A 19,661-nucleotide genomic window follows, 5' to 3' on the forward strand; every position below is an offset into this window, starting at 1 on the left:
CCGCTGCTTCGTTTACAATGCGCGCCGTTCAAGACTTGCCAAGAGACCCAGCCCATGTCCGCCTGCCAGACGCCCATCATTGTCGCCCTGGATTTCCCTACCCGTGACGCCGCCCTGAAACTGGCGGATCAACTCGATCCTTCCCTGTGTCGGGTAAAAGTCGGCAAGGAGCTGTTCACCAGCAGCGCTTCAGGCATTGTCGAAACCCTGGTAGAGAAGGGCTTCGAGGTGTTCCTCGATCTCAAATTCCACGATATCCCCAACACCACGGCGATGGCGGTTAAAGCGGCTGCGGAAATGGGTGTGTGGATGGTCAACGTCCATTGCTCCGGCGGCCTGCGCATGATGTCGGCCTGTCGTGAAGTGCTGGCCCAGCGCTCTGGTCCACAACCGCTGCTGATCGGTGTGACGGTGCTGACCAGCATGGAGCGTGAAGACCTGGCCGGTATCGGTCTGGATATCGAACCGCAAGAGCAGGTGCTGCGCCTGGCTGCCTTGGCTGAGAAGGCCGGGATGGACGGTTTGGTGTGTTCGGCACTGGAAGCCCCGGCGCTGAAAGCGGCCCATCCGTCACTGCAATTGGTAACCCCGGGTATTCGCCCCGCTGGCAGTGCTCAAGACGACCAGCGCCGTATCCTGACCCCGCGACAGGCGCTGGATGCCGGTTCCGACTACCTGGTGATCGGTCGCCCGATCAGCCAGGCCGCCGATCCGGCCCAGGCGCTGGCGGCAGTGGTCGCAGAAATCAGGGCTTAAGTACCAGCTTGCCGAAATTTTCCCCGCTGAACAGCTTCAACAGCGTCTCGGGGAAGGTTTCCAGCCCTTCGACCACATCCTCCTTGCTCTTCAGTTTGCCGGTTGCCAACCAGCCGGCAATCTCCTGTGCCGCCTTGCCATAGTTGGCAGCGTGGTCCATCACTACAAAACCTTCCATGCGCGCACGGTTCACCAACAGTGACAGGTAGTTGGCCGGGCCTTTTACCGCCTGTTTGTTGTTGTACTGACTGATAGCACCGCAGATCACTACCCGCGCCTTGAAATTCAAACGGCTGAGTACAGCATCCAGAATGTCGCCGCCGACGTTGTCGAAGTAAACGTCGACGCCTTTCGGGCATTCGCGTTTAAGGCCTTCAAGCACGTCTTCGGCCTTGTAGTCGATAACGCCGTCAAAGCCCAGTTCGTCCTTCAGGTACTGGCATTTTTCTGCGCCACCGGCAATGCCCACTACCCGGCAACCTTTGGTCTTGGCGATTTGTCCGGCAATGCTGCCCACCGCGCCGGCAGCGCCGGAGAGCACCACGGTTTCGCCTTCTTTCGGTGCGCCAACGTCGAGCAGGGCGAAGTAGGCAGTCATGCCGGTCATGCCCAGGGCCGAGAGGTAGCGGGGCAGAGGGGCCAGTGTTGGGTCAATTTTGTGAAAGCCCTGAGGTTCGCCGACGAAATAATCCTGCACACCCAGGGCACCATTGATGTGGTCGCCTACGGCAAAGCCGGGATGCTTGGACGCGATAACTTCGCCGACACCCAGCGCGCGCATGACCTGGCCCAGGCCCACCGGTGGAATGTAGGACTTGCCCTCGTTCATCCAGCCGCGCATGGCAGGGTCGAGGGACAGGTAAAGGTTTTTCACCAGCACCTGGCCTTCGCCGGGTTCACTGACCGGCGTTTGCTCGAAGGTGAAGTCGTCCCGGCTGACCGCTCCGATCGGGCGTTTGGCGAGCAGAAAGCGGCGGTTGGTCTGGGTGGTCATGGCTGGGCTCTCAAAGAATGGGCAAAGGTTGTTGATAGACCCTGGCGCAGGTTCCGGCAAGGTTTACCCGTGCAGCGAATACACCACGATACACAACGCTGATTCGTCAGTGTGCTGATAATCACCCAAGCCGATACCCCTTCAACTGGCGTTCTGATGATGCTGCCCAACCATGAGCTCGTCTGCATAGACTCCGGGCATCACCTCACTATGTTGCGGGAGCTAGCGATGAGCATGACTTTTTCCGGCCAGGTCGCCTTGGTGACCGGCGGTGCGGCAGGTATCGGGCGGGCGACAGCCTTGGCGTTTGCCGCCCAGGGTTTGAAGGTGGTGGTAGCGGATCTGGACGCAGTCGGTGGGGAGGGCACGGTCGAGTTGATCCGGGCGACGGGTGCACAAGCGCTGTTCGTATCCTGCAACGTTACCCGCGAAGCCGATGTGCAGCATTTGATGGCCACTACGCTCGAGGCTTACGGTCGTCTCGACTATGCCTTCAACAATGCCGGTATCGAGATTGAGCAAGGGCGTCTGGCGGATGGCAGCGAAGCTGAGTTTGACGCCATCATGGGCGTAAACGTCAAAGGTGTGTGGCTGTGCATGAAGTACCAGTTGCCGCTGCTGCTGGCCCAGGGCGGTGGCGCTATCGTTAACACTGCGTCGGTCGCCGGCCTGGGTGCCGCGCCGAAGATGAGTATCTACAGTGCCTCCAAGCATGCCGTCATTGGCCTGACCAAATCGGCGGCTATCGAGTATGCCAAGAAGAAAATCCGCGTAAATGCCGTGTGCCCGGCGGTCATCGATACCGATATGTTCCGCCGCGCCTATGAGGCCGACCCGCGCAAGGCAGAGTTTGCTGCAGCCATGCACCCGGTGGGGCGTATCGGCAAGGTTGAGGAGATCGCCAGCGCGGTGTTGTACCTGTGCAGCGATGGGGCTGCGTTCACCACCGGTCAGGCCTTGGCGGTGGATGGTGGGGCGACGGCGATTTGAGCGGCTTGCCTGCGTAGTGGGCCAGTTCATCTGGCCCGAATAACGCGTCACGGGACAACGGCTTGCCGTTCTTGCCCCTGTTCCTGAATCAGCAGTCGAACACCCACCAACGCACAACCCAGCAGTAATGCTGCCCCAAACACCAGCAGGGCAATTCTAGGCCCAAGGTGATCGGCCACTAGCCCGGTGAAAATCACCGGCAGGCTGAAGCCCAGGTAAGCGAGAAGAAAGAAACCGGCGCTGGCGCGGGTTTTCTCAACACCTGCCAGCACGTTCACCGCTGATAATCCCCCCAGATAGATAAAGCCGTAGCAGGCACTGCTGGCGGCCACGGTGCCCAGCAGTACGGCCAGCAAATGCCCGCTGTCGGCGCCCCAGGCCAGTAGCGCATAGCTGCACGGCAACACGATCAGGCCGAGCAGGGTGGCCTTGGCCGGTGGCATGCGCCGAGCCAAGGGCTGGAACAGCAAGCCACAACTGATGACGCAGAAGGTCGAGAATCCCGACCAGTTGGCCAAATCATGCTGCTTGAGGATCGAAGGTAACAAGGCGATCACCAGGCCAACACAGGCCCAGGCCAGCAGGATGGCCAGGCCATAGGGCAGGCTGCCTGCGGGATAACAGGGCAGGCGCAACCAGGCGCAGTGTGTATCTCGACGTTGATCTGGCAGCCTGCACACGGCCAGCAGTGCCAGGGCGGCCAGTATCAGATGCAGATAGAAGCTGTAGGGCGCCACGGTGGGGCCACGCAGCAAGAACAGGCTGGTCAGTGCCGCGCCCAGGCCGAACCCCAGCGACGTGCTTGCCGTCACCCAAGTGGCGGGGTGTTGGCTGTCAGCCTCTTGCATCAACTCACTCATGTAGGCCGTCGCGGTCGCAGACGCCAGCGCGGTGCCTATCCCCAGAAGCAGGCGCGCGAGGGCCAAGGTGTTCAGGGTAGGGGCCAGTAGCATCAGCACCGTGGCGAGCATCGATACCATCAGCGCAAGCATAATCAATGGACGCCTTCCTACCCGGTCGGCAAGGCCGCCGAGTAGCAACAGCACTGGCACCACACCTGCGACATAGGCCGAAAAGGCCACAGCCGTGGCGGCGGCGCCCTTGCCGGAAAGCTCGGCGTAGGCGCTATAGAGCGGTGCTTGCAGATTAACGGCGAAAGTAATCAGGCACAGGGCGAAGGCGAGTAGCGCCGGCGAACGGTGAGTGGGCATGGAAGGCTCCTTGTTGATGCCGCGACTATCCGGCGATCAACAGGGCCTCACAAGGCACACTGGCGGGGGATTTGTGGTTAACTGTTTGGACAAAATCAACGAACACTTCGCCCATGAATCTGACGCTCGATCGCCAATCGTCCTCCCCGTTGGTACAGCAGTTGGCTGAACAGTTGTTGCAGTGGATCGAGCAGCAGCGTCTGCGCCCCGGTACTCGATTGCCCTCGATTCGTCAATTGGCGAAAGAGCAGGGGATCAGCCAGTCGTGTGTGATTGAAGCTTACGACCGTCTGGTTGCGACGGGGCTGTTGGAGGCCAGGCATGGTGCCGGCTTCTTCGTCGCCGAGCTTCGGCGCAGTGAACCCGTTGTTGACCATCCCGTACGCGATGAAGCGTTCGACAGCCGTTGGCAGCAGTTCAGCGAAGAGCGCTCCGATCTGCTCAAGCTGTGTTGCGGCTGGGTGCCCGACAGTTGGCGGGCCACCGATGCAATTGCCCAGGCGGTACGCCACGTCAGCCGTGGGCCTATCGAGGACCTGCTCGATTACTGTCCTCCCTTGGGCCTGGCCAGTTTGCGTAGCCAGCTGCATAAAGGTTTGGGGCAGATCGGTATCCAGGTCAGTCCCCAGCAAATCCTTACCACCCAAGGCGCCAGTCATGCCTTGGATCTGCTTGTGCGTACGCTGCTCAAGCCAGGTGACAAGGTGCTGGTAGAGAGCCCCGGCTACTACAACCTGTACAACCTGCTGCGCCACCACCAGGTGGAAATGCTGGAGGTGCCGCGTACGCCCAGCGGCCCGGACCTGCAGGTACTGGGGGACTTGCTCAAGCGTCATCGCCCTCGATGCCTGTACATCAACAGCCTGTATCACAATCCCACCGGCAGTAGCTTGACGCCGAAAGTTGCTTATCGCCTGCTCGAGCTTGCCCGGGAACATGATGTGCAGATCATCGAGGATGATATCTATGCCGACTTCCAGGATGGCGCGGTCACGCGGCTGGCCACCTTGGATGCCGAACAGCGGGTCATTTACCTCGCCAGTTTCTCCAAGACCCTGAGCAGTTCTCTGCGCTGTGGCTATCTGGTGGCCAAGCCGGCGCTGATAGCGCGCCTGGCTGAACTGAAGATGGTCGCCGGTCTTGGTACTTCACGCTTCACCGAGCAAGTAGTGGCGCAGATGTTGGCCAGCGGCAGCTACCGCAAAAGCGTCGCACGCCTGCGCCCGCGCCTGGCACAACATATGGCCAAGGCCCTGGGGCAGTTGGAGGCCTGTGGCTGGGAAGTGTTCACCGAGCCTTACGGTGGCATGTTCGTATGGGCGCGCCGTCCCGGTTGGGATTTCGCTGCGCTCAACCAGTTGGCATTGGCGTGTTCGGTGTTAGTGGCGCCGGGCAGTGCGTTTGATCCGCAGGGGGCTGCCAGTGACTGGCTGCGGATCAATGTCGCCTACGCCCAGGATCAGCGTGCCCAGGCATTCTTCCAGCGCACGCGTTAGGACCGGAGTTGGTTTCGCTAAATGCCTTTGCGCCAGTTGAGAATCATCAGGGTCAACACCCCCGCGACTATCCCCCAGAACGCCGAGCCAATCGAGAACAGGGTAAAGCCCGAAGCGGTCACCATGAAGGTAATCAACGCAGCTTCACGCTCCTTGGCTTCGTTCATCGCCACCGTCAGGCCGTTCATGATCGAGCCGAACAAAGCGAGGGCGGCTATCGACAGCACCAACTCCTTGGGCAGGGCGGCGAACAGGGCCGCCAGGGTGGCGCCGAAGACGCCGGCAATGCCGTAGAAAATCCCGCACCAAACCGCAGCGGTGTAGCGCTTGTTCGGGTCTTCGTGTGCATGCGGGCCGGTGCAGATCGCAGCACTGATAGCGGCGAGGTTGATACCGTGCGAACCAAAGGGCGCGAGCACCAGCGAGGCCAGGCCTGTCACCGAGATCAGCGGCGAGGCTGGTACTTGATAGCCGTCGGCGCGCAGCACTGCCACCCCTGGCATATTTTGCGACGTCATGGCGACCACGAACAGCGGTATACCGATACTGATGGTGGCCGCCAGGGAGAAGCTGGGTGTTGTCCATACGGGCGTTGCCACTTCCAGGCTGAAGCCGCTGAAGTCCAGCAGTCCCATGGCGCCGGATAGCGCCGTGCCTACCAGCAACGCAGCAAGCACGGCATAGCGCGGCGACAAGCGTTTGATAATCAGATAACTGAAGAACATGCCCAGCACCAGAGCCGTGCGGTGTTGGGCGGCGATGAAGATTTCACTGCCGATCTTGAACAAAATGCCGGCCAGCAAGGCAGACGCCAAAGACGCGGGAATGCGTTTGACCAGGCGCTCGAAGCTGCCGGTAAGCCCGCAGATCACCACCAGCACAGCGCAGGTGATATAGGCGCCGATTGCTTCGCCGTAGCTCACGCCCCCCAGGCTGGTGATCAGCAGTGCGGCGCCCGGCGTCGACCAGGCAACTGTCACCGGCGTGCGATAGCGCAGCGACAGGCCAATGCTGCACACGGCCATGCCGATGGACAACGCCCAGATCCACGAAGAAATTTGCGCAGTGGTCAAACCGGCTGCCTGTCCAGCCTGAAACATCAGCACCAGGGAGCTGGTGTAACCGGTAAGCATGGCAATGAAGCCTGCGACCACGGCAGAGGGCGAGGTGTCAGCCAATGGGCGCAATTGCGCGGAAGAGGCATCGGGCATGGTGCAGTCCTTGTGCTAGGTGTAAGCAGATTTTGCAGACTAACGCGCAGCTCTCTGAGCTTTGTCATACAGCAGGCATTGCATTTAGCCGTACAGTCGCCAACTATGGGCGGCGAGCAGGATGAGCCATCGAACGGGGGGAGTGATGTACAAGGTCTACGGTGATTACCAGTCGGGCAATTGCTACAAGGTCAAATTGATGCTGCATCTGCTTGATCTGCCGTACGAGTGGCACGCGGTGGATATCCTCAAGGGTGAAACGGAAACCCCGGAATTTCTCGAAATGAACCCCAACGGCAAAGTGCCGGTGTTGGTGCTGGAAGACGGCACCTACCTGTGGGAGTCCAACGCGATCCTCAACTTTCTGGCCGACGGCAGCGAATACCTGCCCACCGAACCGCGCTTGCGCACTCAGGTGCTGCAATGGCAGTTTTTCGAGCAGTACAGCCATGAGCCGTATATTGCCGTGGCGCGTTTCATCCAGTTTTACCTGGGGCTGCCGCAAGAGCGCCTTGAGGAATACAAAACCTTGCACAAGGGCGGCTACAAAGCCCTGCGGGTAATGGAAAAGCAGCTGCAGCTAACGCCGTATCTGGTCGGTGACCGCTATTCGATTGCCGATGTCGCGCTCTACGCCTACACCCATGTAGCCCAGCAGGGGGGCTTTGATCTGGACGCGTATCCGGGTATTCAGGCCTGGCTGGAGCGCGTCGCCAGTCATCCACGGCACGTGACGATGCTCGGCTAAACGCAGCGCTCCCACAGCTTGCTCGATTGCCTCAAATGGCGGAAAAACGCTTGTTGAGGTAATCGATGATCACCTTGGATTCGTACATCCAGGTGGTCTTGCCGTCTTCCTCGATGCGCAGGCACGGGACTTTGATTTTGCCGCCTTCGTTGAGCAGGGTCTGGCGATCCTGTTCGTTGTTCTTCGCATCGCGCAGGGCAACCGGCACGTTGAGGCGGTGCAGGGTGCGACGGGTTTTCACGCAGAAAGGGCAGGCGTGAAACTGGTACAGGCTAAGGCCCTTGGCTTGCTGTTCAACCAGTGCCTGGGCAGTCGGATCGCGCTTGAGCTTGGCCGGGCGGCTGACCCAGTCGCCGAAGACAATCAATTGGCCGAGGCCGACGCGCAGTGCTTTGACGATCATGACAACTCCTCAGAATGAAAAAAGCCGACCCCCAAGGATCGGCTTGCAAGCAGGCCCGATTACTTGATCAGGCTGAGAAACTCGCTACGAGTCGCGGCATTTTCGCGGAACTCGCCGAGCATCACCGAAGTAATCATCGTCGAATTCTGTTTCTCCACACCGCGCATCATCATGCACATGTGCTTGGCTTCGATGACCACTGCTACGCCCAGGGCGCCGGTAACTTTCTGGATCGCCTCGGCAACCTGGCGGCTGAGGTTTTCCTGGATCTGCAGGCGACGTGCGTACATGTCGACGATCCGTGCAACCTTGGACAAGCCCAGGACTTTGCCATCGGGAATGTAGGCGACGTGCGCCTTGCCGATGAATGGCAGCATATGGTGTTCGCACAGCGAGTACAGCTCGATGTCCTTGACCAGGACCATTTCACTGTTGTCGGAGCTGAACAAAGCGCCGTTGGTCACTTCTTCCAGGGTTTGTTCATAACCGCGGCAAAGGTACTGCATGGCCTTCGCTGCCCGCTTGGGCGTGTCGAGCAGGCCCTCGCGGGAGACGTCCTCGCCGATTTGGCCGAGGATAGCGGTGTAGTTCTGTTCCAGTGTCACAGGGGCTGATTCCATAAGGGTTTCAGAGAGGTACTGTTTCAGTCTGTACCGATTTTGTACCAATCAACTTGCTTTCAAGCTTCCCGAGCTCGTTCCAGTCTGTGCTGGAGTTGATCCACCGGGCATACGTCGACAGTAGCATTTGCACGCTATGACCCAGCTGATTGGCAATAAATGCGGGGTTCATACCCGCCATGAGGCACATAGTAGCGTATGTGTGTCGGCAGTTGTATTGCCGACGGGCGCGAATGTTCAGTTCGCCCAGCGCGGCCTGGAAGTGTTTGTCGGTCACACTGGCCTGCTGGACGAACTCAAAGTTCTTGGTCGGCGGGAACATGAAAGCTGACTGAGGGTGCCTTCTGCGGCTCTGGCGGTGTTCCACGCGTCCCTTGGCCCGTTTTCCCTGAAGGGCACGTGCGGTGGTGCCGACCAGTTTGGCCATTTTTTTCTCGGGCACAAAGTCTGACTGGTAGTAGTTGGGAGTCAGCTCTGTTGCCGTAATGGATTGGGTATTAGTCGTCATGGCCATCACAGCGAATACCTCTCGTCATACCAGCGAGCTTGGGCTTGGGCTTGGGCTGGTGTAGGGGTGTTGTTCTGTTCGAGGAGGAGGGAAAAGTTGGTACCTGGTGTTTCGGGCTCCTCTCTGTATTTCCTTTGCAATGGGCAACCCTTTCCGCAATCCTCCGGCCATGCCGTAGATCCAGAACAGTTCGTGAAGTAGCGTTTGTAGCTTCCGTCAAGAAAGCGGTAGACGGTGCATCCATTCCGGTGGAGGCAATCGGTACGGAATCGATTACCCAGGCCGTGGAGCGCATCAAAGGCAAGCTGAACTTAATGCTTGCTCTTCCGCACGCAGCGGATGCGCCTGGCTTTGCCCGGTTCCCCGTCGACATTCACAGTCCCGTTGATGGACCAGTGCAACTTCCTGGTCTCGATCTGGCCACAGAGCAGCAGCCAGCTGTGAACGGCATTATCGATTGGTCGCAAGTGATCACCCTGGAAATGAAAGTCACGGCAGCTGCCGAATAACATCTTGCGCAGGTTGTCGCCGAGATTGCAGCGCGTCGCGCCGTAGCTGACTTAGCCATTGACCCGCTGCAGGACGCTGTCGATCTCGAGGACGCCACGGAAGCTGAAGCTGCCGAGCTTAAGGCTTGGAAGAAATACCGCATCGCGTTGATTCGGGTACCGGATCGACCGGGTTACCCCGCACCATCGACTGGCCGAGCATCTAGGCTTACGTCATCAATCGCGGGAAATCGCTTAGCTTAATGGATAAAGTAATTAGTGGGCAAAAATTGTACAAAGGTTACCCTTTCGGCCTCTAGGCAGAAGGCCGTAGAAAATTTTTTACGGCCGCCGCAGTGAGATGCTCTGGACTTGACCAAGCGACTCAATCCTACTCGCGTTGGAGTATGTTGTGTCGCTCGACTATAAGGAATACTTACCTTCCCTCTACAGTGCGAATCCAATGTCGTCACTGTTGTAGTTTTTCAATGTTATATCTCTATTTAGTTCGTTGGATATTTTTTTGAAAAGTGCTTGGATTACTACTATGGATCCTGCTTTGGATAAGTGTTCGCCATCGCTGTACATTACTGAACCATTAATTATTGATTTGCACTTGCCATTTTTGCACAAAATACCTTGTGGTGACACGTAAGTGAGGTTTTTAATGCCGTTAAGGTCGTTAGCCATGATGCTGTTCCCAATCGCCGACTTTATAGACCGTTGATCTACTGATGTTATGGTGTTGCAATCTTTTCTAAAAAAGTAAGGTCTTGAGAAACAACCTATTAGATCATTCACGCCAGAGCCTGGAATATCTCCAATCACAAGGATTTTTCTATCGGTAAGCTTCGATGACAATTCTTTTATTTTGTCGGAGGCAAAATGATAAGCCTCTGCCTGGTTTTTGAATTTAAGCTTTTCATTTGTGCTTATTAGTCCTGCATTGTATAGTTGAAATAACCAGTTGTGCGAGATGATTACAAGTGAGTTTGCTGGGCTTTCTTTAATTACTTTAATTGCATCATTTAGATAGTGCTGACAGTTTTTGTTCCAGTCAAAGCCGGGGGTCGTTCTTGTTAGGTCGGGCAGCAAGATGCAGCTAATCGAAGATATATAAATATTTTTGTTTAACGGCTTTCCGATTACTTCATCAAGACCTTTCGCATAGTGTCTTGCATGGCTGTCGCCAATTAAAATAATGTCAGCTTTCTCTAAATTGTTCTTATGTATCCAACCTTTGTAAGGGTATCCAGCACCACCGTATTGATCTATGTGGAATTGCTTTGAGTTTGCTAGTTGCTCTTCCATCGCAATACCAGTGGGTTTTACTCTCCACTTCCAACCGTCAGATGCCAGCATATTAGCGGCAGGTAAAAGTACAAATGAAGCCAGTACCGCACACGTCATGACAAATTTTGTTCGTGCTTTAGGGCTTGAGCTGTATCTATAAGGGGTTTCAATAAAGCGATAAAGCGCGTATCCCAAGGCAATGGATGCGAAGCATAGGGCGGATTTTTCGGTTGTGACGAGATCGCGCATCAGCCAGTATTTTGTAAATACGAAAATAGGCCAATGTACTAAATACACCGAATAGCTGATTAGCCCAATGAACACTATGGGCTTGCTTCCTATCAAAGATCCAGTAAGTGGCGCAGACTGGCATGAGAAAATTACTAATGCTGCGCCAATGCACGGGAGTAACGCATTGTATGAGGGAAATAATGTGTTTTGATCAAAGAATATTGCAGAATATATTATTAGGGCTACACCGCTTGCCAGCGCCGCCTCGTAGAGCCATCTATTGAAATTTGGTGCCCGCAAGAAGACTAGCATCCCGCCGATGCTAAATTCGAATAATCGCATTGGGGAGAAAAAATACAGGGTCGCTGCCCCGTCGGACAACCAATTAGTAATAATCTTACCGAAGGGCTTAGTAAGAGCGCTTCGCCCATCGCTGAAAGAAAAGTTTAGTGCAAGGCTGATTGCGAATATAGCGCACAGTAGAAACAGGGCGCGATGCTTTTTGCCGGATTTCATGGCCACGATTAAGGCAGTAGGCCAAAATAAGTAAAACTGCTCTTCAATGCTTAGTGACCATGTGTGAAGAAGTGGTTTGAAATCGGATGATGTGTTGAAGTACCCACTTTCACTTAGGAAAAAGAAATTTGATAAGGATAGGGTTGAAAAGATGGCTTCGGCCCCAAACCTTCTAAGGTGTTGTGGTGTAAAAAAAATAACCGCTAATACTAAAGTTATTGAAACTGTAGTTAGTAGTGCGGGGAGTAATCGCTGGGCTCGTTTGTAGTAGAAGTTTCTGAAGTTGAATTCTCCAGAGTTTTCGTACTCTCTAACGATTAATCGAGTAATTAGAAATCCGCTGATAACAAAAAATACATCTACCCCCACGTATCCGCCGCTAAAGGTGGAGAAACCGGCGTGGAAGAATAGTACAAGTAATACCGCAACTGCTCTAAGCCCGTCTATACCCGGTAAATATTGTTCTTTGCTCACTTAACAGTTATTTCCAATGTTGTGTTCAGATGTATCGAGTGCCTGAGCTCTCGAGAAGCCGATAATCATACCTGATGGCCATAAGTCACAGCCATACGATAGTAGAAGAGCGAGCGCGCTAATCTCGAGTCGGCGACGGATGACAATTGACAAAACCGCGCCATTGCGCGGGCATTTTTTGCCTGGAGAAAAGTGAATGCGTACATCGCAACGAGGCCTGAGCCTCATCAAGTCCTTCGAAGGCCTGCGGCTGCTCGCGTATCGGGATGTCGTCGGCGTTTGGACCATCGGCTATGGCGCCACTCGAGGAGTGAAGGCCGGCATGTCGATCACCAAAGAGCAGGCCGAGCTGATGCTACTCAACAACGTGCAGCGCTTCGAAGCGGAAGTCGAGTACCTGGTGAAGGTGCCGGTGACTGGTAACCAGGGAGATGCCTTTGTCAGCTTCACCTACAACCTCGGTGCGGCCAATCTCGAGTCGTCGACGCTGCTGCGCAGGCTCAACGCCGGCGACTATGCGGGAGCCGCCGAGCAGTTTCCGCGCCGGACAAGGCGGGTGGCAAGGTGCTGCCAGATCGCGTCCGGCGCCGGGAAGCTGAGCGCGTGCTGTTTCTGGAGGCGGCGTGATCAGCGCCCGAACCATTGGTGCCGCGGCAGCCCTGGCGCTGGTACTCGCCGCCTTCTGGGGCACCTAACAGCATGGTCGCAAGCACGGCGTTACTCGTCACGGCCTTCGAGCATGGTTCGTTTGAGCATTACATAGACTGCACCGGTGCCGCCATGGCGGGCCTGGCACGAGGTAAAACCCAGTACCTGCGGGTGTTGGCGCAGCCAGGTGTTGACGTGGCTCTTGATCATCGGCTTCTTGCCATCCAGGCGTACCGCCTTGCCGTGGGTGACCCGCACACAACGTACTTCGAAGCGGGTCGCCTCGGCGAGAAACGCCCAGAGGGTTTCACGGGCTTTTTCCACGTTCATGCCATGCAGGTCGAGGCTGCCTTCGAAGCCTATCTGACCGGCCTTGAGCTTGCGCATCTGGCTTTCCTGAACGCCATCACGGCTCCAGTGCAGGTCGTCTTCGGGGCCGACGTCGATGACAAACTGATCCGACAGGCCGTCGACTACACCCTGGTTGCTGCGCACGGTGGCAGCCTGGCGCAGGCCCGCCAACTGCTTGCGATCAGCCTTGGGTTTACCGACTTCGGCGCGATCATGCTTGATCGGCTTGACGCCGCGCATCTCGCTTTTGAACAGGGAAAAATCGTCGTCTTGCATGTAAGCCTCCGCCTGGGCGGCGCAGTTTACGCGACTCTTCCTCAGGTTGCAGTCAATCGTGTTTCTTCATCAGGTGGGGCGACAAGTTCAGTTCGCGGCTGCGGCGCAGGCGCAGACGGCTGCGTCGCCAGAACAACACACCCAGGTACAACAGCAACAGGCCACCGGCAAGTACCACGGCGGCACCTGCACGGCTGGCGTTAAGCTCGGCCAGTGCCGGGACGTTACCCAGCAGGCTGGCGGCGCCAGCCATGGCCAGCAGGACGCCGAGGGTGGCCAACAGTGCCGAAAACGCAGCCGCCATGCGCGCCCCCCAATTGCTGGGTTCACGCTGGCGCAAGCGCTTGGCATCGAAACCGTTGGACAACTTCATGCCAATTTCCTCTGTGGATATCCGGTTTTTGACCGAACTGCCGCAAGGTGGTTCCGTGAGCCCGCCAGGCGGCTGATCAGATCAGGCTGCTGGTTGGCGCCACGCAAGCGAAGTTGTCGGCCATGATCGCCATCTCGCTTTGCTGGATTTGCGCAGCGGGAATCACACCATCCTTGAACGGCAGGTCGCGGGTGGCGCAGGCATCCTCGATCAGGGTGCAACGATAACCATAGTCCTTGGCACGGCGTACGGTGGTGCTGACGCTGGAGTGACTCATGAAACCGCAGACAATCAGGTCCAGGTGGCCGTACTTCTGCAGGGTTTCATGCAGCGTGGTGTTCTTGAAGGCGTTGGGCATGCGCTTCTCGATGATCACCTCATCGCCTTGGGGCTCAAGGCCCGGGATGAACTCGCCGCGTGGTCCCTGTGGGTCGAACATGCCACCGACAGTACCCAGGTGGCGCACATGGATGATCGGGCGACCGGCTTTGCGGGCAGCCTCGAGCATTTTAGCGATGTTCTTCACAGCTTCGTCCATGCCCGACAGTCCCAGAGGACCGCTGAGGTACTCTTTTTGCGCGTCGATAATGAGCAGGCTGGCATTGCTCAGCTTGGCGGGCGGATAGCCACGGCCGCTGAGGTGGAACATCGTCATTGGAACAGACATCAAGGGCTCCTTTGGATAGGGCTTTTCAACCTATTGTCCCCTGCCTGAGCACTTATGTGAATCGCTTCGCGCACAAGCAGCGTGGTTAGTGGCCTGCAGCCATGTCAGCGAATCGCTTACACGCCGTTTTCAGCGACCTTTTCTGTGACCGGGCTGTTAGAATTGCAGGTCGTCTTTCAAGGAGTCTGTTGTGATCACTTCTCGCCTGCGCACCCTGCGCGATCATATCCGTTGGGCTGTCAGCCGTTTCCATGAGCATGACCTGTTTTTCGGCCATGGGGCCGACAACGCCTGGGATGAAGCCCGGCTTCTGGTGCTGGGCTCGGTACATTTGCCTTGGGAGGTTGCCGACAGCTACCTCGATTGCCAGCTTGAAGACGACGAGCTGGTCAATCTACAGCGCCTGCTCAAACGCCGTATCGAAGACCGCGTGCCTACCGCTTATCTGTTGGGCGAGGCGTGGTTCTGTGGTTTGTCCTTCATTGTCGATGAACGTGTGCTGATCCCGCGTTCACCCATCGGCGAGTTGATCGAGAAACGCTTCGAACCGTGGCTGGCCAGCGAGCCTGCGCGCATTCTCGACCTGTGTACCGGTTCAGGTTGTATCGGCATTGTCAGCGCCGAGGTATTCCCGCAAGCCGAAGTGGTGCTGGCCGACCTGTCGTTCGAAGCGCTGGAAGTGGCTAATCAGAACATCGAGCGTCACGGTCTGGAAGAGCGCGTCTACACCGTTCAAGGTGACGGTTTCGGCGGCTTGCCGGGTCAACGCTTCGATCTGATCCTGTCCAATCCGCCCTATGTCGACGCCGAGGATTTTGCCGACATGCCGGATGAATACCATCACGAGCCGGAGCTGGGCCTGGCCTGTGGCAACGACGGTCTGGACCTGGTGCGCCGCATGCTCGCCGAGGCGGCGGATCACCTCACCGATAAAGGGCTGCTGATTGTCGAGGTCGGCAACAGCCAGGTTCACGTCGAAGCGTTGTACCCGGAAGTGGACTTTGCCTGGCTGGAATTCGAGCGTGGCGGGCACGGCGTGTTCATGCTGACGGCGCAGCAGTGCCGCCAGCATCAGCAATTGTTTGCTGCGAGGGTTTAAGCGAGGACTTCATCGCGGGGCGAGCCCCGCGATGTATTCAGTGCGTCGCAATCCAGATCAACAACCCGGCCTGAAACACCGCAAAGGCCACCAGGCAAGTAATGGTGAAACGTAGCCCGCTGTCTTCACGGCGGTACTTGCTGACACGCTCGTCGCGCTCGCGAAGCTGGGCGTCTTTTTCCTGCAGGGTCTGTTCGGCTTGCTGCAGCATGTGCGCAGCATCGAGTATTTCAACCCGTTGCACCTTCTCGTTGTTCCAGCCGCCTTTCAGTTCGCCGACCTGCACCTCGACGTAGCGTCCCTTTAGATGCTGGGCGTCGGCGTACTCAACCTCCAGGCCATGCCTGTTCAGCATCCGATCTCGACGCTGGCGGGTGTCTTCATTGAGCGCGTCCTTGCTTGCCAGTGCGGCCCCGTCAACGCGGTAGTGCGACCACTTGCGTTGCGCCCAGGCAATTGCCTGGGACAGCAGGAAGCCACCCAGGCCGCGGTTCAAGGGTTCAAGTTGCAAGCCGCTGTCGGGGCCGACATGGACGCGCTTCTCTTGATGATCCACCCAGATATCCAGGCAGTTCTGCTCCTTGCGCACTTTCTGCCCTGGCAACTGGATGACCATGCGCAGCAGGCTGGTCTCCTTGTTGTGCCGTTCGGCATAGCCGTACTGGACAAAGCGCAATGGGCGCGCGCCGCTGTTGCGGTCGGTAGGCAGCGGCGCCAGGCGCAGCAGCTGGAAATGTTCCGCAGTCACCTCGGCCCACGGCAGCGGGGCGGGTTCCGGCGCGGCCTCGGCGGTTTCCGGGGCGTCCTGGGGGGCGGCTTCAGTCATCACGGCAATCCTCTTATGCACAGCAAGCTGGACATAATCACGATGCCAGCATCGGCTTATCGGCAGAATCGTGCGGGACTGGAGGCTGAATTTCCGTGAAGTTCGTTCAAGCGGCGGGCAGCCTGTGGATAAAATCGACCACGCGGGTGCCCAGCTCGCTGGCTTGCGGCAGTTTAGGGTTCAGGTAGCTTTCGCGCTGCTCGCTGGCCGCCTGAGGGGCGATCCTCAGCATATGATTCATGCCCTGGATCAACGCCAGTTCGGCATCCGGCTTGGCGGCCTTGAGCCGTTCGGCGTTGCTCACATCGACCTGCACATCGTGGGTGCCTTGAATGATCAGGGCGGGGACTTTCACGCTGGCGAATGCGGCCGCGGGGTCTTGGCGAAACAACGAAATCAGGTAGGGCTGGACGCTGGGGCGCAACACGTCCTGCAAGGGCAGCGGTACGTCGGCGGCGGGGTGTCCGGCCTTGAGACTGTCCAGTATTTGTCCCACACGTTGGCGGTAGGGGGCCGGAACCTGGTCGGCGAGCTGCGCGCGGAACACCTCATCGATAGGCCGGCCACTGCCGGCCACGCTGATCACGGCGCTGGCATCGCTTGCCTCGGCAGCCAAGCTGGCGATCAGCGCGCCTTCACTGTGGCCCAGCAGAATCAACTGGCCAAAACGTGGATCAGCCTTGAGCGCACGGCTCCAGGCTATAGCATCGGCGACGTAGCGTTCGACGCTGAGGTTGCGTTCATCGGGTGTGGCTGGGCGGCTGGCGGCTACGCCACGTTTGTCGTAGCGCACACTGGCGATGCGGTTTTTCGCCAGTACCAGCGCCAGTTGCCTGAGGTTATCGGTGTGGGCACCGTCGGGGCTGTTGCCATTGCGATCGGTAGGCCCGGACCCCGGAATAATCAGCACCACCGGTGGCGGTTGCTCGGTGCGCGGCAATAGTAGGCTGCCATAAAGCATGCCGCTGCCGGTATCGAGGCTGATCGGGCGTTGCAGCACGGTGGGGGCAGCAGCGTGCACCAGGCCGCTGAACAGCAGGGCAAATACCACAAAAACACGCAGCATCATCAGGCCACTATCGAGGAGATGGATTTTGGACCCAAGTGCGGGCAGAAGGTTCGCTGTCAGGGATGAACTCACGGGTTAGCCTGCGTATACTGGCGGCCTTGTTAAAATCAGGCTGATTCGCGGAGCGTCCTGCATGTCCGGCAATACCTACGGCAAGCTGTTCACTGTCACCACCGCTGGCGAAAGCCATGGTCCGGCGTTGGTCGCCATTGTCGACGGCTGTCCGCCGGGCCTGGAAATTTCCCTGGCTGACCTGCAGCACGACCTCGACCGGCGCAAACCCGGCACCAGTCGCCATACTACCCAGCGTCAGGAAGCCGATGAAGTCGAAATCCTTTCCGGGGTTTTCGAAGGGCGCACTACAGGCTGCTCGATCGGCCTGCTGATCCGTAACACCGACCAGAAGTCCAAGGACTATTCGGCGATCAAGGATCTTTTCCGCCCGGCCCATGCCGACTACACCTATCACCATAAATACGGTGAGCGCGATTACCGTGGCGGTGGTCGCAGTTCGGCGCGTGAAACCGCCATGCGTGTGGCCGCCGGTGCCATTGCCAAAAAGTACCTGGCCAGCCAGGGCATTCGCATCCGTGGCTACATGAGCCAACTGGGACCGATCGAGATTCCGTTCAAAACCTGGGACTCGGTCGAGCAAAATGCCTTTTTCAGCCCCGACCCAGACAAAGTCCCGGAGCTGGAGGCGTACATGGACCAACTGCGCCGTGACCAGGATTCGGTTGGCGCAAAAATCACGGTCGTCGCCGAAGGTGTCATGCCAGGCCTGGGCGAGCCGATCTTCGACCGCCTGGACGCCGAGCTTGCCCACGCCTTGATGAGCATCAATGCGGTCAAGGGTGTGGAGATTGGTGCAGGTTTCGCCAGCGTTGCCCAGCGTGGTACCGAGCATCGTGACGAGATGACCCCTGAAGGTTTTCTCAGCAACAATGCCGGTGGCATTCTCGGCGGAATCTCCTCCGGTCAGCCGATCGTTGCCCACCTGGCCTTGAAGCCCACTTCAAGTATCACCACCCCAGGTCGCTCGATTGATGTCGATGGCAACCCGGTCGAAGTGATCACCAAAGGTCGCCACGATCCGTGCGTCGGCATCCGCGCCACGCCAATCGCTGAAGCGATGATGGCCATTGTGCTGATGGATCACCTGCTGCGTCATCGCGGCCAGAACGCCGATGTTCGGGTGACCACGCCGGTACTGGGCCAGCTGTAATGCAGGCTTTTGGCATGCGCGCTGCGGCGTGTTGAGCCGTGGCGCCGATTCCCTACTGGCGGCTGTCCAGCTTTTACCTGTTCTACTTTGCCTTGCTCGGGTCTACAGCGCCGTTTCTGGCGCTGTACTTTCATCACCTGGGTTTTTCCAGCGCGCGCATCGGCGAATTGGTTGCCATCCCCATGCTGATGCGCTGTATCGCGCCCAATCTATGGGGCTGGTTGGGTGATCGCAGCGGTCAACGCCTGTTGATCGTGCGCCTTGGCGCGCTGTTCACACTGTTGAGCTTCTCACTGATCTTTTTTGCCAAAAGCTATGCCTGGCTTGCGCTGGTCATGGCCTTGCACGCGTTCTTCTGGCACGCGGTGTTGCCGCAGTTCGAGGTCATCACCCTGGCGCACTTGCAGGGTCAGACGTCGCGCTACAGCCAGATTCGGCTGTGGGGTTCGATTGGTTTCATTCTGACCGTGGTCGGCCTTGGGCGACTGTTCGATAGCTTGAGCCTGGATGTGTATCCGCAGGCGTTGGTGGTCATCATGGCCGGTATCGTGCTCGCCAGCTTCTGGGTGCCGAACGCCCAGCCACCGGGGCAGAATGAGCGAAGCCAGGGTGGTTTTCTCAAGCAGTTGACCCGCCCTGGCGTGGCCGCCTTCTATGTTTGTGTGGCGCTGATGCAGCTCAGCCATGGTCCCTATTACACCTTTCTCACCCTGCACCTGGAGCAACTCGGCTTCAGCCGCGGGATAATCGGTATGCTCTGGGCGCTGGGCGTGGTGGCCGAAGTGCTGATGTTCCTCGGCATGAGCTGGATTCTGGCGCGGGTATCGCTGCGCCGGGTGCTGATGGCCAGTTTCATCCTGGCGGCCCTGCGTTGGCTGCTCCTGGGCAATTATGCTGAGCACCTGGCCGTGCTGTTGTTTGCCCAGGTGCTGCATGCCGCCACCTTCGGCAGCTTCCACGCCGCGGCCATCGCTTTTGTGCAGCGTAGTTTTGCTGCGCGTCAGCAAGGGCAGGGCCAGGCCCTGTACGCAGCCTTGGCCGGCACCGGCGGAGCCTTGGGCGCTCTGTATTCCGGCTACAGCTGGAACCTGTTGGGTGCAACTACCACCTTTAGTATTGCCAGCATCGCAGCCCTGGCCGCAGCCGTTATCATTGCGACCCAGATGAAAGATGCCCAGACATAGGAAG

Annotated in this window: 22 protein-coding genes; 10 read left to right on the top strand and 12 right to left on the bottom strand. The window is 58.0% G+C overall.

Translation table 11 applies throughout. The features are described from left to right. Window positions 1-54: 54 nt before the first annotated feature. Window positions 55-756 (top strand): orotidine-5'-phosphate decarboxylase, encoded by a 702-nt coding sequence (gene pyrF, locus D3Z90_RS07205; protein WP_136475092.1) that lies wholly within the window; start codon window positions 55-57, stop codon window positions 754-756. Here pyrF and D3Z90_RS07210 read toward each other — a convergent pair. Beyond that, entirely contained in the window at window positions 746-1,750 is a 1,005-nt protein-coding gene (locus tag D3Z90_RS07210) for an NADP-dependent oxidoreductase (RefSeq protein WP_136475093.1), read from the bottom strand. The genes pyrF and D3Z90_RS07210 overlap by 11 nt on opposite strands. A 228-nt stretch (window positions 1,751-1,978) precedes the next feature. Between D3Z90_RS07210 and D3Z90_RS07215 the strand changes: the two genes are divergently transcribed. Then, a complete protein-coding gene (locus D3Z90_RS07215) occupies window positions 1,979-2,740 on the top strand; it encodes an SDR family oxidoreductase (protein WP_136475094.1) in 762 nt (253 codons plus the stop codon). Between the two features lie 47 nt (window positions 2,741-2,787). Here D3Z90_RS07215 and D3Z90_RS07220 read toward each other — a convergent pair whose 3' ends face one another. After that, on the bottom strand, window positions 2,788-3,951 hold the full coding sequence (locus D3Z90_RS07220) for an MFS transporter (RefSeq protein WP_136475095.1): 1,164 nt from the start codon (window positions 3,949-3,951) through the stop codon (window positions 2,788-2,790). Between the two features lie 113 nt (window positions 3,952-4,064). On the opposite strand from D3Z90_RS07220, the gene D3Z90_RS07225 reads away from it, so the two are divergent. After that, window positions 4,065-5,447, top strand: a complete 1,383-nt coding sequence (locus D3Z90_RS07225) for a PLP-dependent aminotransferase family protein (RefSeq protein ID WP_136475096.1) — start codon at window positions 4,065-4,067, stop codon at window positions 5,445-5,447. A 17-nt stretch (window positions 5,448-5,464) separates the two neighbouring features. Here the strand turns inward: D3Z90_RS07225 and D3Z90_RS07230 are convergent, their stop codons facing one another. Further along, window positions 5,465-6,658: a benzoate/H(+) symporter BenE family transporter gene (locus D3Z90_RS07230; protein ID WP_136475097.1), complete on the bottom strand. Its 1,194-nt coding sequence runs from the start codon at window positions 6,656-6,658 to the stop codon at window positions 5,465-5,467. 145 nt (window positions 6,659-6,803) lie between these two features. Here D3Z90_RS07230 and D3Z90_RS07235 point away from each other — a divergent pair, with 145 nt between their 5' ends. Continuing rightward, window positions 6,804-7,406, top strand: a complete 603-nt coding sequence (locus tag D3Z90_RS07235; protein ID WP_136478892.1) for a glutathione S-transferase family protein — start codon at window positions 6,804-6,806, stop codon at window positions 7,404-7,406. Window positions 7,407-7,437: 31 nt separating this feature from the next. Here the strand turns inward: D3Z90_RS07235 and D3Z90_RS07240 are convergent, their stop codons facing one another. From D3Z90_RS07240 to D3Z90_RS27295, 3 genes are read right to left on the bottom strand one after another with little or no spacing between them, the layout of a single operon-like run. After that, complete coding sequence (locus tag D3Z90_RS07240) at window positions 7,438-7,809, bottom strand: glutathione S-transferase N-terminal domain-containing protein (RefSeq protein ID WP_136475098.1); 372 nt, start codon at window positions 7,807-7,809, stop codon at window positions 7,438-7,440. Window positions 7,810-7,868: 59 nt separating this feature from the next. Then, window positions 7,869-8,414 carry a GTP cyclohydrolase I FolE gene (gene folE / locus D3Z90_RS07245; protein WP_136475099.1) on the bottom strand — a complete coding sequence of 182 codons (546 nt, stop codon included), beginning with the start codon at window positions 8,412-8,414 and terminating at the stop codon, window positions 7,869-7,871. Window positions 8,415-8,436: 22 nt separating this feature from the next. Then, window positions 8,437-8,943, bottom strand: a complete 507-nt coding sequence (locus D3Z90_RS27295) for a hypothetical protein (protein WP_371922257.1) — start codon at window positions 8,941-8,943, stop codon at window positions 8,437-8,439. Window positions 8,944-9,221: 278 nt separating this feature from the next. Here D3Z90_RS27295 and D3Z90_RS07255 point away from each other — a divergent pair, with 278 nt between their 5' ends. Both D3Z90_RS07255 and D3Z90_RS07260 read left to right on the top strand, forming a co-directional pair. Next, window positions 9,222-9,446: a hypothetical protein gene (locus D3Z90_RS07255; protein ID WP_218571419.1), complete on the top strand. Its 225-nt coding sequence runs from the start codon at window positions 9,222-9,224 to the stop codon at window positions 9,444-9,446. Window positions 9,447-9,512: 66 nt separating this feature from the next. Next, window positions 9,513-9,689 carry a tail fiber assembly protein gene (locus D3Z90_RS07260; protein WP_371922312.1) on the top strand — a complete coding sequence of 59 codons (177 nt, stop codon included), beginning with the start codon at window positions 9,513-9,515 and terminating at the stop codon, window positions 9,687-9,689. 183 nt (window positions 9,690-9,872) lie between these two features. On the opposite strand, the gene D3Z90_RS07265 is transcribed toward D3Z90_RS07260, so the two are convergent. Next, window positions 9,873-11,939 carry an acyltransferase family protein gene (locus tag D3Z90_RS07265; protein ID WP_136475101.1) on the bottom strand — a complete coding sequence of 689 codons (2,067 nt, stop codon included), beginning with the start codon at window positions 11,937-11,939 and terminating at the stop codon, window positions 9,873-9,875. 196 nt (window positions 11,940-12,135) lie between these two features. Between D3Z90_RS07265 and D3Z90_RS07270 the strand changes: the two genes are divergently transcribed. Continuing rightward, window positions 12,136-12,702, top strand: a complete 567-nt coding sequence (locus tag D3Z90_RS07270) for a lysozyme (RefSeq protein WP_256658332.1) — start codon at window positions 12,136-12,138, stop codon at window positions 12,700-12,702. Here D3Z90_RS07270 and D3Z90_RS07280 read toward each other — a convergent pair. The 3 genes from D3Z90_RS07280 to D3Z90_RS07290 form a co-directional block, all read right to left on the bottom strand. Continuing rightward, on the bottom strand, window positions 12,657-13,214 hold the full coding sequence (locus D3Z90_RS07280) for a Smr/MutS family protein (RefSeq protein WP_136475102.1): 558 nt from the start codon (window positions 13,212-13,214) through the stop codon (window positions 12,657-12,659). The two genes, D3Z90_RS07270 and D3Z90_RS07280, sit on opposite strands and share 46 nt — an antisense overlap. A 52-nt stretch (window positions 13,215-13,266) precedes the next feature. Then, a complete protein-coding gene (locus tag D3Z90_RS07285; protein WP_136475103.1) occupies window positions 13,267-13,587 on the bottom strand; it encodes a hypothetical protein in 321 nt (106 codons plus the stop codon). A 76-nt stretch (window positions 13,588-13,663) separates the two neighbouring features. Beyond that, window positions 13,664-14,254, bottom strand: a complete 591-nt coding sequence (locus tag D3Z90_RS07290; protein ID WP_136475104.1) for a cysteine hydrolase family protein — start codon at window positions 14,252-14,254, stop codon at window positions 13,664-13,666. Window positions 14,255-14,444: 190 nt separating this feature from the next. Here D3Z90_RS07290 and prmB point away from each other — a divergent pair, with 190 nt between their 5' ends. Next, window positions 14,445-15,353 (top strand): 50S ribosomal protein L3 N(5)-glutamine methyltransferase, encoded by a 909-nt coding sequence (gene prmB, locus D3Z90_RS07295; RefSeq protein WP_136475105.1) that lies wholly within the window; start codon window positions 14,445-14,447, stop codon window positions 15,351-15,353. Window positions 15,354-15,390: 37 nt separating this feature from the next. Here prmB and D3Z90_RS07300 read toward each other — a convergent pair whose 3' ends face one another. Continuing rightward, on the bottom strand, window positions 15,391-16,179 hold the full coding sequence (locus D3Z90_RS07300; protein WP_136475106.1) for a hypothetical protein: 789 nt from the start codon (window positions 16,177-16,179) through the stop codon (window positions 15,391-15,393). A gap of 106 nt (window positions 16,180-16,285) precedes the next feature. Next, on the bottom strand, window positions 16,286-17,248 hold the full coding sequence (locus tag D3Z90_RS07305; protein ID WP_136475107.1) for an alpha/beta hydrolase: 963 nt from the start codon (window positions 17,246-17,248) through the stop codon (window positions 16,286-16,288). 133 nt (window positions 17,249-17,381) lie between these two features. Here D3Z90_RS07305 and aroC point away from each other — a divergent pair, with 133 nt between their 5' ends. Next, a complete protein-coding gene (aroC, locus tag D3Z90_RS07310) occupies window positions 17,382-18,473 on the top strand; it encodes a chorismate synthase (RefSeq protein WP_136475108.1) in 1,092 nt (363 codons plus the stop codon). Window positions 18,474-18,511: 38 nt separating this feature from the next. Then, entirely contained in the window at window positions 18,512-19,657 is a 1,146-nt protein-coding gene (locus D3Z90_RS07315) for an MFS transporter (protein ID WP_136475109.1), read from the top strand. Window positions 19,658-19,661 lie beyond the last annotated feature (4 nt).

This window comes from Pseudomonas sp. DG56-2 (genome assembly GCF_004803755.1).
In the GTDB taxonomy this organism is placed as follows: domain Bacteria; phylum Pseudomonadota; class Gammaproteobacteria; order Pseudomonadales; family Pseudomonadaceae; genus Aquipseudomonas; species Aquipseudomonas auratipiscis.

What these genes read in the sequence shown, in the direction of transcription:
- pyrF (WP_136475092.1), top strand. Translation starts at nt 55, where the DNA reads ATGTCCGCCTGCCAGACGCCCATCATTGTCGCCCTGGATTTCCCTACC.
- D3Z90_RS07210 (WP_136475093.1), bottom strand. Translation starts at nt 1,750, where the DNA reads ATGACCACCCAGACCAACCGCCGCTTTCTGCTCGCCAAACGCCCGATC.
- D3Z90_RS07215 (WP_136475094.1), top strand. Translation starts at nt 1,979, where the DNA reads ATGAGCATGACTTTTTCCGGCCAGGTCGCCTTGGTGACCGGCGGTGCG.
- D3Z90_RS07220 (WP_136475095.1), bottom strand. Translation starts at nt 3,951, where the DNA reads ATGCCCACTCACCGTTCGCCGGCGCTACTCGCCTTCGCCCTGTGCCTG.
- D3Z90_RS07225 (WP_136475096.1), top strand. Translation starts at nt 4,065, where the DNA reads ATGAATCTGACGCTCGATCGCCAATCGTCCTCCCCGTTGGTACAGCAG.
- D3Z90_RS07230 (WP_136475097.1), bottom strand. Translation starts at nt 6,658, where the DNA reads ATGCCCGATGCCTCTTCCGCGCAATTGCGCCCATTGGCTGACACCTCG.
- D3Z90_RS07235 (WP_136478892.1), top strand. Translation starts at nt 6,804, where the DNA reads ATGTACAAGGTCTACGGTGATTACCAGTCGGGCAATTGCTACAAGGTC.
- D3Z90_RS07240 (WP_136475098.1), bottom strand. Translation starts at nt 7,809, where the DNA reads ATGATCGTCAAAGCACTGCGCGTCGGCCTCGGCCAATTGATTGTCTTC.
- D3Z90_RS27295 (WP_371922257.1), bottom strand. Translation starts at nt 8,943, where the DNA reads ATGGCCATGACGACTAATACCCAATCCATTACGGCAACAGAGCTGACT.
- D3Z90_RS07270 (WP_256658332.1), top strand. Translation starts at nt 12,136, where the DNA reads ATGCGTACATCGCAACGAGGCCTGAGCCTCATCAAGTCCTTCGAAGGC.
- D3Z90_RS07280 (WP_136475102.1), bottom strand. Translation starts at nt 13,214, where the DNA reads ATGCAAGACGACGATTTTTCCCTGTTCAAAAGCGAGATGCGCGGCGTC.
- D3Z90_RS07285 (WP_136475103.1), bottom strand. Translation starts at nt 13,587, where the DNA reads ATGAAGTTGTCCAACGGTTTCGATGCCAAGCGCTTGCGCCAGCGTGAA.
- D3Z90_RS07290 (WP_136475104.1), bottom strand. Translation starts at nt 14,254, where the DNA reads ATGTCTGTTCCAATGACGATGTTCCACCTCAGCGGCCGTGGCTATCCG.
- D3Z90_RS07300 (WP_136475106.1), bottom strand. Translation starts at nt 16,179, where the DNA reads ATGACTGAAGCCGCCCCCCAGGACGCCCCGGAAACCGCCGAGGCCGCG.
- D3Z90_RS07305 (WP_136475107.1), bottom strand. Translation starts at nt 17,248, where the DNA reads ATGATGCTGCGTGTTTTTGTGGTATTTGCCCTGCTGTTCAGCGGCCTG.
- aroC (WP_136475108.1), top strand. Translation starts at nt 17,382, where the DNA reads ATGTCCGGCAATACCTACGGCAAGCTGTTCACTGTCACCACCGCTGGC.